Raw genomic sequence first — 12,609 nt, 5'->3', positions numbered from 1 at the left:
CCTAAGGATCTAAAAAGGGCTTATTTTACAGGGTTTTGAGCCACCGTCTGCGACCATTCAGGTTGCAGGCAACCACTGAGGCCACACACGGGGTCCAACCAGAGCTAAATGGGGGTAACTCACTCCCACACCTGCCACCGCGATTAACTCGCCGTTGATGTAAAGCAAGGGCGCTTGGCGCTCCCATGGGGGCACCTGGAGCTCTTGAAATAGATTTTTGAGAGTCTTTCGGGGGCTGCTGGGCTTAATTTGCAATTTCTCAGCACCGCTACGCTTCCTCAACTCAATGGATCCACTGCTTTGAGCTTCCTCTACCCAATCCAGAGAAATACCTGGTAATTTACTGCGCACTGATATTGGCTTAAAAACCCACTCCCCCGTGTTCTCTTGGCGGTTTGGGCTGGTGACCTGTAGCTTGCTGCGCCACAGGCAAATACTGACCCCATCATGTTGCCATTTCAGTTGGGCTGAAGGCTTTACAGAATGAAGATCGCCCCACCAAGACTGCAAACGCTCTTGTGAAGGCATGCCTAGGTTATGACTCTTTAACCAATAGCGCAACACATTATTTGCCGCGGGCAAGTCGCTCTTTGCAAGCGCTTTGAGGGGGGCGACTTTTAATTCATGCTGGGTGAAGATTGCCTGACCATCTTGCTCGGCCAGTCGATCCAGCAGTCCTTGCGCTTGGGCCATGAGCTGCGCACTACGCGCCAAATTAGCCACTGCCTCTGGCTGAATTTGAACAAGCTTTGGGAGAATATATTTACGAACTGCATTGCGCCGATAGCTCGTATCGACATTGCTGGGATCCTCAATCCATTTGAGCTTATGTTCTTTTGCATAAGACTCAAGCTGCGCCCTGCTTTGATCAAGCAATGGGCGCCATAAGGTGATGCTTTTACCCTTGACTAGCTCACGCTGCTGCGGCATTCCCGCCATGCCAGCAATACCGGACCCCCTGAGTAATTGCAATAGGATGGTCTCAGCTTGATCGTTTTGATGGTGGGCTAAAAGTAAATCATGGATGTTGTGTTCAACACACAGATCTTCAAGCGCCTCATAACGGCCTGCTCGCGCCCGCGCCTCAATATTACCTTGAGCTTGATTATTTTTTAGATGTAGAAGGCGGAAATCAAAATGAACTTTGTATTTTTTTGCAAGCTGCTCGCAAAATAGAATCCACTCATCAGCAGCCTTTTGTAAACCGTGATGGATATGGAATACCCAAATCTCGGTGTGGTCAGGATCACTCGCCTTGCAAACTGAATCGAGCAATACAACCGAATCTAAGCCACCACTTAAGGCAACAGCGATTCGATTGATTGTTTTAGGATTTTTTTTCGATTTCCTTGAACTTGCCATAACTCATTAACCGTTCATGGCGACGCTCGAGAAGTGCGCTCTCTTTCATGCCTTCAAATACCTTGAGTGACTCTGCTAATGCTTTGCGCATATGAGTCATCATGGTGTCGTAATCCCGGTGCGCACCACCAATGGGCTCAGGAACAATCTTATCGATCAAGCCAATGGCTTTAATACGTTGGGCAGTTAAACCCAACTGCTCCGCAGCTTCTGATGCCTTTTCGGCTGTCTTCCATAAAATAGAGGCGCAGCCTTCTGGTGAAATGACAGAGTACGTAGAGTTTTGCAACATGAGTACTACATCACCCATCGCAATCGCTAAAGCGCCACCTGACCCACCCTCACCGATAATGGTGGCGATGATGGGTACTTTTAATTCTGCTTGTACATATAAGTTTCGACCAATTGCCTCTGATTGATTGTGCTCTTCCGCATCAATTCCCGGGAAAGCGCCCGGGGTATCAACGAACGTAAATACAGGCAAGCCAAATTTTTCGGCTAGGCGCATCAGGCGCATTGCTTTGCGATAACCCTCTGGACGACTCATACCAAAATTACGCAGAGCCCGCTCTTTAGTATCACGCCCTTTTTGATGACCAATCACCATGCATGGCATACCTTCAAAGCGGGCTAAACCACCAACAATGGATTGATCATCTGCAAATGTACGATCGCCATGCAACTCGTGAAAATCTGTGAATAACGCGTTCACGTAGTCTAGGGTGTAAGGACGCTGCGGATGGCGTGCAACCTGACACACTTGCCATGGCGTTAAATTGGCATAAACGTCTTTAGTTAATTGCTGACTCTTTTCGGACAAGGTTTTAATCTCATCGGAAATATCTACCGATGATTCATCTTGCACAAATTGAAGCTCTTCAATCTTTGACTCTAGTTCAGCAATTGACTGCTCAAAATCCAGGAAAGTCGTTTTCATAGCTAGATTTTAATATTCAACCGGGGCCGGGTCGATACTTCTCCACAAATACCAGGTTGCAACCGTACGCCATGGGGCCCAGTTGGCTGCCACCTCACGAGCTTCATGGCGGCTGACCGGCTCGCCACTGAAGTAATTGAGGGAAATCGCCCGGATTAACCCTACATCATCTAAAGGCAGAATATCAGGGCGAACCATATTAAAAATCAGGAACATTTCGGCCGTCCAGCGACCAATTCCCCGAATTGAGCACAATGCCTTGATGACACTCTCGTCATCCATATTTTTCCACTGATTGGCATGCAAACGGCCATTATCAAAATGGTCTGCTAAATCACGGATATATTCCACCTTGCGACCCGATAAGCCAGCGGCACGCAATTCCTCAACAGTGAGTTTGAGGATATTTTTGGGGGTAATTTTTTTCGCAGCCAAGACCACTTTATTCCAAACCGATTGAGCCGCTGCCACAGAAATCTGCTGCCCAACAATTGCTCTCGAGAGAGTTGTAAAAGGATCGCCGCGTGTCATCAAAAACCCAGACCCATATTTGGGAATGATTTTTTTCATAATGCGATCTTGCTTCATGAGCTCATTGCAAGCTTGCTCCCAATAATCTGGAGCAATTGATTCCAGAATACTTTCCACAGCAATATCCGTTTTTTTAGAAGAAGTCACTATGCCCTACGCCATTCCGTAATGCCGCCGGGCTTATCTTCCAGAATAATTCCTTGCTCAAGCAGTGTTTTACGAATCGCATCTGATTTTGCAAAATCCTTAGCTTGCTTAGCAGCTGCCCTCGCTAATATTTGTTCATCAATTTCAGCTGTACTTAAACCGCCCTCCTGCTTGCTTCCAGCTTGCAAAAAATCGGTCGGATCACGTTGGAGAAAATGTAGGCTTGCTGCCAACCACTTTAAGAGACTGGCCAACTCCTGCTTATCAGTGCCGCTTGCACGATTAATTTCAGTAGCTAAATCAAACAAGACTGCAATTGCTTCAGGCGTATTGAAATCATCATTCATGGCTTCAGTAAAGCGCACTACCCAAGGGGAGTGTGGATCAATTGCCTGATTGGCCGTGTTCACATGAGATAAAGCCGTGTATAAACGAACCAGACCAGCACGCGCCTCTTCAAGCTGAGCATCGCTGTAGTTAATGGGGCTGCGATAGTGAGCGCGCAGCATAAAGAAACGCAGCACCTCGGGATCAAATTGCTTTAGAACATCTCGAATCAAAAAGAAATTACCCAAAGATTTAGACATCTTCTCTTCATTGACGCGGATATGGCCGTTATGCATCCAGTAATCCACCAAGGGCTGGTCTTCTGGTTTGCGGTCGATACCATACAGGGCACCTTCGCTTTGGGCAATTTCATTTTCATGGTGCGGAAACTGCAAATCAGCTCCACCGCCATGAATATCAAAATGATCACCCAGTAAATCGCAAGACATAGCTGAACACTCAATGTGCCAACCTGGTCTACCCTCTCCCCATGGTGAGCTCCAACGCGTATCTGTAGGCTCCTCTGGTTTTGCGCTTTTCCATAAGACAAAATCTAATGGATCACGCTTTCCACTACCAACAGCAACCCGCTCACCTGCATTTAATTCATCTAGGGTTTTTCCAGAGAGCTTGCCATAACCTGGAAATAAGCGCACCGCAAAATTCACATCGCCATCATCCGCTTGGTAGGCCAACTCATTCTCTATTAAACGGCCAATCATTCCCTGCATTTGCGCGATGTAATGGGTAGCGCGGGGCTCCACGTCAGGATGCATCAAACCTAGTTCATCAGAATCGGCATGCATCGCTTCGATAAAACGGTTAGTTAACGTAGAAATTGACTCGCCATTTTCAATCGCACGGTGAATAATTTTGTCGTCAATATCAGTAATATTGCGCACATACAAAACCTCATAGCCGCTCGCGCGCAACCAGCGCACTACCATATCAAACACGATCATGACCCGCGCATGACCAATATGACAAAAGTCATATACCGTCATGCCACAGACGTAGATTTTGACTTTGCCTGGCACGATGGGCTTAAATACCTGTTTTGAGCGGCTTAGGGTGTTATAGATTTGCAACATAGAGCTATAAAGAGGAGGCAAGTAGCGCCAATTTGTTAGACTGAGCGCTGAGTATATCGAATGAGTCCGTTTTACACCCCACCACTTATGTCATTTTCAGTCTTAACACGCCGTTTTAAGCCTTTTCAAGCATTGGCCTTGAGCCTGGCCCTCTTTGTATTGGCAGGCTGTAGCAGCACAGGCCAACAACTGGCTGAAGCCAAAATCCTGGCTGTGGACAAACAGGAAATGGCTTGCCCTTGTGCCCAGCAGCCCTATCTCGGGGGCGATCGACCTAACGACCCGCCTAAATTGACTACCAATAGCGGCATAGTCAATTCAGAACTATCTGATTCGGTTGCTGTACCGCTGATGTCATTTTTGATTATCGAGCCGGATCCCGTGACCAAAAATGCTGTTCCATCGGACGTTGAAAAACTAGTTAAAGCCCATCAATACCCACAGGCTATTGAGCTCATTAATACCCATCTTAAGAAGACACCCAGGAATGTACAACTACGTTTTGTAAAAGCCCGTATTCAGCTAGAGTTGCGTCAATTTGATGCGGCCAAGAAGACCCTCATTGAAATCACCCAGCAATTTCCAGAATTACCCGAGCCCTATAACAATCTGGCCGCGCTCGCAGCTGATCAAGGACAATGGATTGAGGCACGTGATTATTTAGAACTGGCACTCAAGCTACGACCAAGCTATACCATTGCCTCAGCCAATTTAGGCGAAGTCTATATTCGTCTCGGTGCACAGGCCTATGAAGAGGCTGCCAAAGGCACTCAATATCAACGACAGTACGGCAATCGCGCCAAGGCACTACTTGAATTACTCAAGCCACCAAGTAAAAAACCTGCGGCAGCCCAAACTCCCCCTCAAAATCCCATTCCAACCACTAATAAACCATAAGAAAGTTGATTTAATCATGGCTAAAGTTCTCTTGAAGACCAACAAAGGTGATATCACCCTAACACTGGACGCTGTTAAGGCGCCTAAGAGTGTTGCAAACTTTTTGCAGTACGTAAAAAATGGTCACTATGACGGCACCATTTTCCATCGCGTCATTGATAACTTCATGATCCAGGGTGGTGGCATGACCTCAGGTATGAAGCAAAAGCCCACTGGCGCAGAAATTGAAAATGAAGCCAATAACGGCCTTAAGAATGAGCGTGGCACAGTTGCCATGGCTCGCACTAGTGACCCACATTCTGCTACTGCTCAATTCTTTATCAACGTCAATGACAATGATTTCTTAAATCACACTGCACCAAATGCACAAGGCTGGGGTTATGCAGTCTTTGGCAAGGTAACTGATGGCTTGGATGTAGTTGACACGATCCGCAAAGTAAAAACAGGTAGCGCTGGTTTTCATCAAGATGTACCAACAGAAGATGTTGTGATTGAAAAGGCCAGCGTTCTAGAAGAATGATTCCGCACTATTCGAGCGCCCTGCTCATTTCAGATATTCATCTGACGCCGTCAATGCCCTTGACGGCGCAACGCTTCTTTGACTTTTGTGAAAAAGAAGCTCCTAAGGTGGAGGCTGTTTTCATCTTGGGTGATTTATTTGAATATTGGGTGGGCGACGATGCGGGCTTGCTCTCGCCTTTCCAGCAAGAGGTCAAGCGTGCCATTGCAACGCTTTCTACCAAAGTCAAGACCTATTACATGCATGGCAATCGGGACTTTTTGGTCGGCAATGACTACCTCTCAAAAACTGGTATGACTTTGCTTTCAGATCCCTGCAAGGTCAGCATTGGCGGCGCTGAATATGTACTGAGCCATGGCGATGGTTTATGCACTGCCGATGTGGGTTACCAAATATTTCGTAGCTGGGTACGCAAACCCTGGATACAAAAACTATTCTTAAGAATGCCGCTGAAATGGCGTCGGGCAATCGCTAATCATTTACGTAGCAATAGCACGGTGCAATACCAACGTTACGCTAGCGCAGCACCAGAAAAGAATTTGCTTCGCAGCAATGTCACCCAAACTGCATGCGCTGCGCTATTGGCAGCTCAAAATAGCAATAAACTGATTCATGGCCATACCCACTTACCCACTCACCATGTTGAGCATTTCAATGAACAAGAATGGCAACGCTGGGTTTTATCTGACTGGGATTTAGATCACCCAGAAAGTGTGATGCCAAAAGCGAGCGCACTACTCATAGATGAACAGGGTGTCCGCTATTTAGATCTCATCAAAGCATAAATAAAAAAGCGAGAGTATGAACTCTCGCTTCTTGTTTCAGCAGTTGTTTACTTGCTATTCGAATACTTAGAAAGTGATTGAACCATTTGCGCAAAGATGCGTGGATTGGCACACATGACTTCACCGCTTTGCAAGTAACCCTCTTCACCACGATAGTTACCAATGAGTCCACCAGCCTCTGTAACAAGCAAGGCACCCGCAGCCATATCCCATGGCTTGAGATCACTTTCAAAGAAACCATCGTAGCGTCCCGCAGCAACATAGGCCAGATCTAAAGAGGCGGCGCCTGGGCGACGCAAGCCAGCGCACTGACGCGTCATCTCTGCAAAGATCTTGAGATATTTTTCTAGATCTTGGTCTTCCCGATAAGGAAAGCCGGTGCCCAATAAGGCATTGGCTAAGCGATCTTGAGTAGCAACACGCAAGCGCCGACGATCTAAGTATGCCCCCGCACCGCGAGTGGCTGTAAATAATTCATCGCGAGTCGGATCGTACACAACGGCTTGTTGAGTCACCCCATTCACAGCCAAGGCGATAGAAACAGCGTACTGTGGAAAGCCGTGGATGAAATTGGTTGTGCCATCAAGTGGATCGATAATCCACACATTTTCTGCATCGGTATTTTGCGCGCCCGTTTCTTCAGCCAAAAATCCATGGGTAGGATAGGCTTCACTCAGAGTTTCAATGATGGCGGCTTCTGCCTGTTTGTCCACCTCGGTCACAAAGTCATTATGCTGTTTGCGATCTACTTGCAAGCGCTCTAAATTGAGGGATGCACGGTTAATAACCGTTCCGGCACGACGGGCAGCCTTAATGGCCACGTTTAACATGGGATGCATAGTATTGATGGACAAATTAAATAAGAACAAACTCCTCAGATTGAGCGGCACAAGCAAATCTGCAGCACAATATGGAGTCAACAGCTTGATTCTAAACGATTGCCCCCATTACCCAAAGATGTTGCCCAAATCCCTGTCCTATTACCAGCCTCAATGAACCCATCCCAAGCCAAACAATTACGCTGGGTGCTAGTAGAAACCAGCCATCCTGGCAATGTAGGATCAGCAGCACGCGCCCTCAAGACCATGGGTTTTGAGGATTTGCGCTTGGTTAAGCCAAAAAGCGCCATGATTGCCAAAGAACCTGAGGCAATAGCCTTGGCAAGTGGGGCCAATGATTTACTTGAATCAAGCCAAGAATTTACCTCTATTAGCGAGGCTGTACAAAGCTGCACCCTAGTTTTGGGTCTTACTAGCCGCGATCGTGAATTTGGTCCACCTTCGATTGATTGGGTGGAGGCTAGGGCTTTGATTGCGCAAGCGGTAGATCAAAATCAAAAGGTAGCTCTCTTGTTTGGCCCAGAAAGGACTGGCTTGGATAACCAGCACCTTGCACTCTGCACGCATCGCGTGTGGCTCGACGCCAATCCCGTCTACCCCTCCTTAAATCTGGCTCAAGCCATCATGGTTTGCGCCTTTAGCCTCAGAGAAGCATTCAATGCCGCGTCCAGCAGCCAGAAGGCTGGCCTATTACCCCAGAGGGAGGAAAAGGCAGAACTTGCAGATCCAGTAGCTATTGAGGCGATGCTGAACCATTGGCAGCAAGGTCTAGAGGCAATTGGGTACTTAGACCCCGCAAACCCCAAAAAACTCATGCCCCGCCTTCAAGCCCTTTTTGCACGCAGCCGTCTTCATAAAGAAGAAATCGACCTCCTACGCGGTATTGCAAAACAGATGCTTCTGAGAAAATAGCCTACTCCCGTTAAAATTAACCCATGTTTAATTCCCTTTTCGATCAAGTCGACTCCATCATTGTTCGCGACCCAGCAGCCAGAAATCGCCTTGAGGTGATCACGTGCTACCCCGGTTTACATGCAGTGTGGATTCATCGTGTTTCCCATGGCTTATGGAATCTAGGACTCAAGTGGTTGGCGCGCCTACTCTCTTTGTTGGCACGTTTTCTGACTGGTATTGAAATTCATCCGGGAGCAAAAATCGGGCGTCGAGTTTTTTTGGATCACGGACTTGGGATTGTGATTGGTGAGACTACAGAAATTGGTGATGATTGCACCATTTACCAAGGCGTCACGCTGGGTGGCACCTCGCTTTATAAAGGCATCAAACGTCACCCCACACTTGGTAAAGGCGTGGTTGTCAGTGCGGGCGCTAAAGTTTTGGGCGGCTTTACGGTAGGTGATGGAGCACGTGTTGGCTCCAACGCAGTTGTCCTGAAAGAAATTCCGGCGGGCGCAACCGCTGTTGGCATTCCAGCACGCATTCTTCATCCTGATTTGCCTCAAAGCGTCGATAGCAAAGCAAAGGAATATTTTTCAGCCTATGGCATCACCCCAAACATTGATGATCCTGTTTCAATGGCGCTCAAGGGCTTAATTGATATTAGCCTGGAACAAGAGGCAAAAATACATGCTTTAGAGCAAGCACTTGCCAAATTGAGTGATAGTCCAGCCCAGCCCAGCGGCGAATCTAGCGATGCCAAGCGTGATCTGGGCGCCCTCAAGGAATGGCTCAAAGAGTAAGTCGGAAATAAAAAAGCGTACCAATACACGCTTGAGGTTTTTAATGCAAGGTGTGTGAACTGGGATTCTCAGGTTCGTCACCTAAGAAGTCATCCTCATCACCATCGTCACCCTCAATGGGCATGCCAAAGCTAAAACTATCGCCGCCCTCAGGATGGCGATTTTCAATCTCATCATCCGTTGCGGCGCGCACATCCTCCACCTGAACCCAAAAACGCAGTGCCATGCCTGCTAGTGGATGATTGCCATCCAGCACCACCTGGTTATCAGCTACATCCGTAACGGTATAAATTAAGGGCTCTTCGTCCTCATCGCTATCAACGGCCGCATGCTCAACATCTTCCTCATCAGCTTCTGGAACGCCCTCAAATTGCATGCCCACTTCTAAAGGCTCGGGGAAGCGCACACGCGGTTCGATTTTTAATAACTCGGGATCATACTCACCAAAGGCTTCACTAGGTTCAAGCTGAATACTCGCTTCATAGCCAACATCCTGACCATCCAACAAGGATTCAATTTTAGGAAAAGTACCTTCGTAACCACCGTGCAGGTATACCATCGGGGTATCAGGTTCTTCGATGACATTATTTTGTGCATCGGTTAACTTATAACGTAAGGATACGATGGTATTTTTTTCAATCTTCATGCGGAATTCTTCAGACATTCGTTTTTAATCAATCTTAATATTGCTTTTACTTTATGACCTCATTTTACTTGAGCAAGCCATACGAACCCCCGCATGCCCCCAAAGACCTTCCCCTGGATGAGCCATGGGCCTTATTGGGAAAAATCAGTCCACAGCAGTTCATGAAAACCTATTGGCATAAAAAGCCATTACTGGTTCGACAGGCTATTCCTGCATTTGCAATGGCTAAAGAAGAGAAGATTGCCTTATCGAGCCCCATTTCAGCCGATACACTCTTTGCGCTTGCCGGTCAAGAAATGGCAGAAACCAGATTAATTAAGTCAAAACCCTGGAGCTTGACCGAGGGCCCACTGAAAAAAAGGGCTATTCCAAGTCTGAAAGATCAAAATTGGACGCTCTTACTTCAGGGTATGGAAGCCCATCACCCTGCGGCAGCCAATATCCTCTCTTGGTTCCGCTTTATTCCAGACGCTCGCTTAGATGATCTGATGATTAGTATTGCAGGCCTTGGAGGTGGTGTGGGCCCACATTTTGACTCTTATGACGTCTTTCTCATTCAGATGGCTGGACGCCGCCAGTGGCGCATTTCCGCCCAAGAAGATTTATCTCTAAACCCCAATCTACCGCTCAAGATTTTGCAGAAATTTAAGCATGATCAAGAGTGGGTTCTAGAGCCAGGTGACATGCTTTACCTACCCCCTCACATTGCCCATGATGGCATTGCACTCGATAGCGGTTGTCAAACTTGGTCGATAGGCTTTAGAGCCCCCACTTATCGAGAATTGCTACGCGAAGGCTTGTGGCGTCTTGCCGAATCCTTTGATGACGTTCCTGAGCTTGCTAGCCTCTATAGCGATCCCAAGCAAGAGGCTTGCCTGCATCCAGAGCAAGTTCCAGAGCAGATGATCAAGCAGCTTCAGGGTAGTTTGGCCAGTCTCAAATTAGACCAAATCGAGACGTTTTTACCTGGAATTGCCTCATATTTAAGCGAACCCAAGCCTCGGGCCTTTTTTGATGGACCCACCCATTGCCTGACTGCTAGTCAATTTGCACGCAATCTAGAAAAAAAGGTGCTCAAGATACACCCTCAAACCCGAATTCTTTCGATAGGAACTCAGGTTTATTGCAATGGGGACGTGGTCACCCAAGATCAGGCGGTGGAAATCCAAGCCGCATGGCGCGCACTATCGAAGGATAAAGCGCTCGACCCCAGTAAAACCTTGAGCAAAATACTAAAGCCGAAAGATGGGGGTAGTCTTTTTGAGGCCTATATGGCAGGCTGGCTCATTTTTGAAGATCAAGCAAAGACATGGCTATAATAAATACTGGAAAACACCTAGGGAGTTTCCCCGTGTTAATTCCAACAACAATTACCGGTAATTGGTGTTAATTTTTTTTAAGAGGAAATTACAAATGAAGAAGTCACTCGTACTCGTAGCATTGTTCGCTATTGCTTTGGCCGCTTGCGGTAAAAAAGAAGAAGCTAAACCTGCTGAAGCCGCTGCTCCTGCTGCACCTGCTGCTGCTCCTGCTGCTGAAGCTCCAGCTGCTGCTGCTCCTGCTGCTCCTGCTGCTATGCCTGCTGCTGGCAAGTAATCTTCTTCTTGAAGAGAAAAAGCCGCTGCAAAGCGGCTTTTTTATTGCCTGCCGTTTCTTATCTATAAGTATTAGGCAGAAAAAACAACTTCCCCTATCGAGAAAGTTGCTCCGTTAACAGCGTCAACAACTGCAGGCCAGCCGGGGTATTTTCAGGACCACCATCTGCATCCTGAACAATGATGGTTGAAGCAGCATCGCCATTTGCTTTAACTACAACACGATATTTCTTGGCTTTTAAATTAGAGTCGTCTTTGCTACTAAAGAGGTTCGAGAAGAAGCCTCCCTTGGATTCACCAAGATCTTTTGAATTTACATAACGCACATAATATGTTCCAGTCGAGCGATCACGATCTTCAACAGTAAAGCTAGATCGATCAAGTGCGAGACCCACATCTCTCCAAGCGCGATCAAAGCCAGAGCTCAAATCAATATGTGCAGTATTCGCACCCTCTTGAACCAACTTTGCCTTAGCAAGCTTTGCTGGAAGCGGTTTAGAGGCCATTGCCTTCGCTTGTTCTTGCGTCATACCCAAGCGCTCCATCAAGCGAGCCAGGAAAGCTGCTTCTAGCTCAGGATCATTGGGGCGAGCTGTCCAGATAGTTGAGATACAGGCACCGGTTGTATCGGTAACGCACTTTTCAATTGCGCCTTTTTGGGTGATATAAATCTCTGTTTCATTTGGCTTAACCACTTCCAAACGGGTTTTATATTTATCACGCTCACCAGTATCAAATATTGAATCTAAAGCTCCACCAACAGTCGAGCGAATCCAGTCTTGAGCAATCTTTGCGCGGTTTTCAGCCCAATCGGTTTCCATGATGCCAGTTGAAGGTGAATCCACCACCAGTAGGAAACCATTCTCTTGCCAAAAATCCTTTACTTGCGGATAGAGCTCAGTCGCGGGCCTTTCAACTACCAACCAACGTCTTTCTCCATCACGCTCAATGTGCATACCCGGAATACCGGTTAAGACATTGGTTTTCATTTGCGCAGTCTTCTTAACAGCAGCAGAGTATTCAGACATGGTCGCACTACCATCCTGAACAATATAGCGACGATCTGCTTGTGCTGTAATTAAATCAGGTGGATAAGATAAATTAGGTCCGCGCACAGCGCCTGTATTTTTGTAATCAACCGTGTCATTCGTTGTGACTGATTTGCAGCCAACTACACTTGCAGCAGTAATCGCAATTGCGCAAAGAGATATAGAGTGTCGACGAAAAAATTGCAT

14 protein-coding genes are annotated in these 12,609 nt (G+C 47.2%); 7 read left to right on the top strand and 7 right to left on the bottom strand.

Going from position 1 to position 12,609, the window contains the following annotated elements:
- Nucleotides 1-57: 57 nt before the first annotated feature.
- Genes tilS through cysS form a run of 4 tightly spaced genes read right to left on the bottom strand, consistent with a single transcriptional unit; the run spans nucleotide 58 to nucleotide 4,395 of the window.
- On the bottom strand, nucleotides 58-1,362 hold the full coding sequence (gene tilS / locus BOQ04_RS02735) for a tRNA lysidine(34) synthetase TilS (protein ID WP_076023251.1): 1,305 nt from the start codon (nucleotides 1,360-1,362) through the stop codon (nucleotides 58-60).
- Nucleotides 1,328-2,299, bottom strand: coding sequence for an acetyl-CoA carboxylase carboxyltransferase subunit alpha (locus tag BOQ04_RS02730; protein WP_076023250.1), 972 nt, complete (start codon nucleotides 2,297-2,299; stop codon nucleotides 1,328-1,330). Before BOQ04_RS02730 ends, tilS begins: the two co-directional genes overlap by 35 nt.
- Before the next feature lie 9 nt (nucleotides 2,300-2,308).
- Nucleotides 2,309-2,977, bottom strand: a complete 669-nt coding sequence (locus tag BOQ04_RS02725; protein WP_076023249.1) for a DNA-3-methyladenine glycosylase family protein — start codon at nucleotides 2,975-2,977, stop codon at nucleotides 2,309-2,311.
- Nucleotides 2,977-4,395, bottom strand: a complete 1,419-nt coding sequence (gene cysS, locus BOQ04_RS02720) for a cysteine--tRNA ligase (RefSeq protein ID WP_076023248.1) — start codon at nucleotides 4,393-4,395, stop codon at nucleotides 2,977-2,979. Before cysS ends, BOQ04_RS02725 begins: the two co-directional genes overlap by 1 nt.
- 87 nt (nucleotides 4,396-4,482) lie before the next feature.
- Between cysS and BOQ04_RS02715 the strand changes: the two genes are divergently transcribed.
- The 3 genes from BOQ04_RS02715 to BOQ04_RS02705 are packed head-to-tail and all read left to right on the top strand — an operon-like array spanning nucleotide 4,483 to nucleotide 6,597.
- Nucleotides 4,483-5,292 carry a tetratricopeptide repeat protein gene (locus BOQ04_RS02715; RefSeq protein WP_233126613.1) on the top strand — a complete coding sequence of 270 codons (810 nt, stop codon included), beginning with the start codon at nucleotides 4,483-4,485 and terminating at the stop codon, nucleotides 5,290-5,292.
- Between the two features lie 16 nt (nucleotides 5,293-5,308).
- Nucleotides 5,309-5,812, top strand: coding sequence for a peptidylprolyl isomerase (locus BOQ04_RS02710; protein ID WP_076023246.1), 504 nt, complete (start codon nucleotides 5,309-5,311; stop codon nucleotides 5,810-5,812).
- Nucleotides 5,809-6,597 (top strand): UDP-2,3-diacylglucosamine diphosphatase, encoded by a 789-nt coding sequence (locus BOQ04_RS02705; protein WP_076023245.1) that lies wholly within the window; start codon nucleotides 5,809-5,811, stop codon nucleotides 6,595-6,597. Before BOQ04_RS02710 ends, BOQ04_RS02705 begins: the two co-directional genes overlap by 4 nt.
- A gap of 47 nt (nucleotides 6,598-6,644) precedes the next feature.
- Here BOQ04_RS02705 and BOQ04_RS02700 read toward each other — a convergent pair whose 3' ends face one another.
- On the bottom strand, nucleotides 6,645-7,436 hold the full coding sequence (locus tag BOQ04_RS02700) for an inositol monophosphatase family protein (protein WP_076023421.1): 792 nt from the start codon (nucleotides 7,434-7,436) through the stop codon (nucleotides 6,645-6,647).
- Between the two features lie 153 nt (nucleotides 7,437-7,589).
- On the opposite strand from BOQ04_RS02700, the gene BOQ04_RS02695 reads away from it, so the two are divergent.
- Together BOQ04_RS02695 and cysE are read left to right on the top strand one after the other, a co-directional pair.
- The gene (locus BOQ04_RS02695; protein WP_076023420.1) at nucleotides 7,590-8,348 is read left to right on the top strand and encodes an RNA methyltransferase; all 759 of its coding nucleotides are present in this window, start codon (nucleotides 7,590-7,592) and stop codon (nucleotides 8,346-8,348) included.
- A 23-nt stretch (nucleotides 8,349-8,371) separates the two neighbouring features.
- Nucleotides 8,372-9,133 (top strand): serine O-acetyltransferase, encoded by a 762-nt coding sequence (gene cysE, locus BOQ04_RS02690; protein WP_076023244.1) that lies wholly within the window; start codon nucleotides 8,372-8,374, stop codon nucleotides 9,131-9,133.
- 40 nt (nucleotides 9,134-9,173) lie between these two features.
- On the opposite strand, the gene BOQ04_RS02685 is transcribed toward cysE, so the two are convergent.
- Nucleotides 9,174-9,779, bottom strand: coding sequence for an FKBP-type peptidyl-prolyl cis-trans isomerase (locus BOQ04_RS02685; protein ID WP_076023419.1), 606 nt, complete (start codon nucleotides 9,777-9,779; stop codon nucleotides 9,174-9,176).
- 53 nt (nucleotides 9,780-9,832) lie between these two features.
- On the opposite strand from BOQ04_RS02685, the gene BOQ04_RS02680 reads away from it, so the two are divergent.
- Both BOQ04_RS02680 and BOQ04_RS02675 read left to right on the top strand, forming a co-directional pair.
- A complete protein-coding gene (locus tag BOQ04_RS02680; RefSeq protein WP_076023243.1) occupies nucleotides 9,833-11,098 on the top strand; it encodes a cupin domain-containing protein in 1,266 nt (421 codons plus the stop codon).
- A 94-nt stretch (nucleotides 11,099-11,192) separates the two neighbouring features.
- Entirely contained in the window at nucleotides 11,193-11,375 is a 183-nt protein-coding gene (locus BOQ04_RS02675) for a hypothetical protein (RefSeq protein WP_076023242.1), read from the top strand.
- Between the two features lie 94 nt (nucleotides 11,376-11,469).
- Here the strand turns inward: BOQ04_RS02675 and bamC are convergent, their stop codons facing one another.
- Entirely contained in the window at nucleotides 11,470-12,609 is a 1,140-nt protein-coding gene (gene bamC, locus BOQ04_RS02670) for an outer membrane protein assembly factor BamC (protein WP_233126612.1), read from the bottom strand.

The organism is Polynucleobacter sphagniphilus (genome assembly GCF_001953355.1).
GTDB lineage: Bacteria > Pseudomonadota > Gammaproteobacteria > Burkholderiales > Burkholderiaceae > Polynucleobacter > Polynucleobacter sphagniphilus.
This window is presented reverse-complemented; position numbering and strand designations above follow the sequence as displayed.

Coding starts and splice junctions, on each gene's coding strand:
- tilS (WP_076023251.1), bottom strand. CDS start 1,362: ATGGCAAGTTCAAGGAAATCGAAAAAAAATCCTAAAACAATCAATCGA.
- BOQ04_RS02730 (WP_076023250.1), bottom strand. CDS start 2,299: ATGAAAACGACTTTCCTGGATTTTGAGCAGTCAATTGCTGAACTAGAG.
- cysS (WP_076023248.1), bottom strand. CDS start 4,395: ATGTTGCAAATCTATAACACCCTAAGCCGCTCAAAACAGGTATTTAAG.
- BOQ04_RS02715 (WP_233126613.1), top strand. CDS start 4,483: ATGTCATTTTCAGTCTTAACACGCCGTTTTAAGCCTTTTCAAGCATTG.
- BOQ04_RS02710 (WP_076023246.1), top strand. CDS start 5,309: ATGGCTAAAGTTCTCTTGAAGACCAACAAAGGTGATATCACCCTAACA.
- BOQ04_RS02705 (WP_076023245.1), top strand. CDS start 5,809: ATGATTCCGCACTATTCGAGCGCCCTGCTCATTTCAGATATTCATCTG.
- BOQ04_RS02700 (WP_076023421.1), bottom strand. CDS start 7,436: ATGCATCCCATGTTAAACGTGGCCATTAAGGCTGCCCGTCGTGCCGGA.
- BOQ04_RS02695 (WP_076023420.1), top strand. CDS start 7,590: ATGAACCCATCCCAAGCCAAACAATTACGCTGGGTGCTAGTAGAAACC.
- cysE (WP_076023244.1), top strand. CDS start 8,372: ATGTTTAATTCCCTTTTCGATCAAGTCGACTCCATCATTGTTCGCGAC.
- BOQ04_RS02685 (WP_076023419.1), bottom strand. CDS start 9,779: ATGAAGATTGAAAAAAATACCATCGTATCCTTACGTTATAAGTTAACC.
- BOQ04_RS02680 (WP_076023243.1), top strand. CDS start 9,833: ATGACCTCATTTTACTTGAGCAAGCCATACGAACCCCCGCATGCCCCC.
- BOQ04_RS02675 (WP_076023242.1), top strand. CDS start 11,193: ATGAAGAAGTCACTCGTACTCGTAGCATTGTTCGCTATTGCTTTGGCC.
- bamC (WP_233126612.1), bottom strand. CDS start 12,609: ATGCAATTTTTTCGTCGACACTCTATATCTCTTTGCGCAATTGCGATT.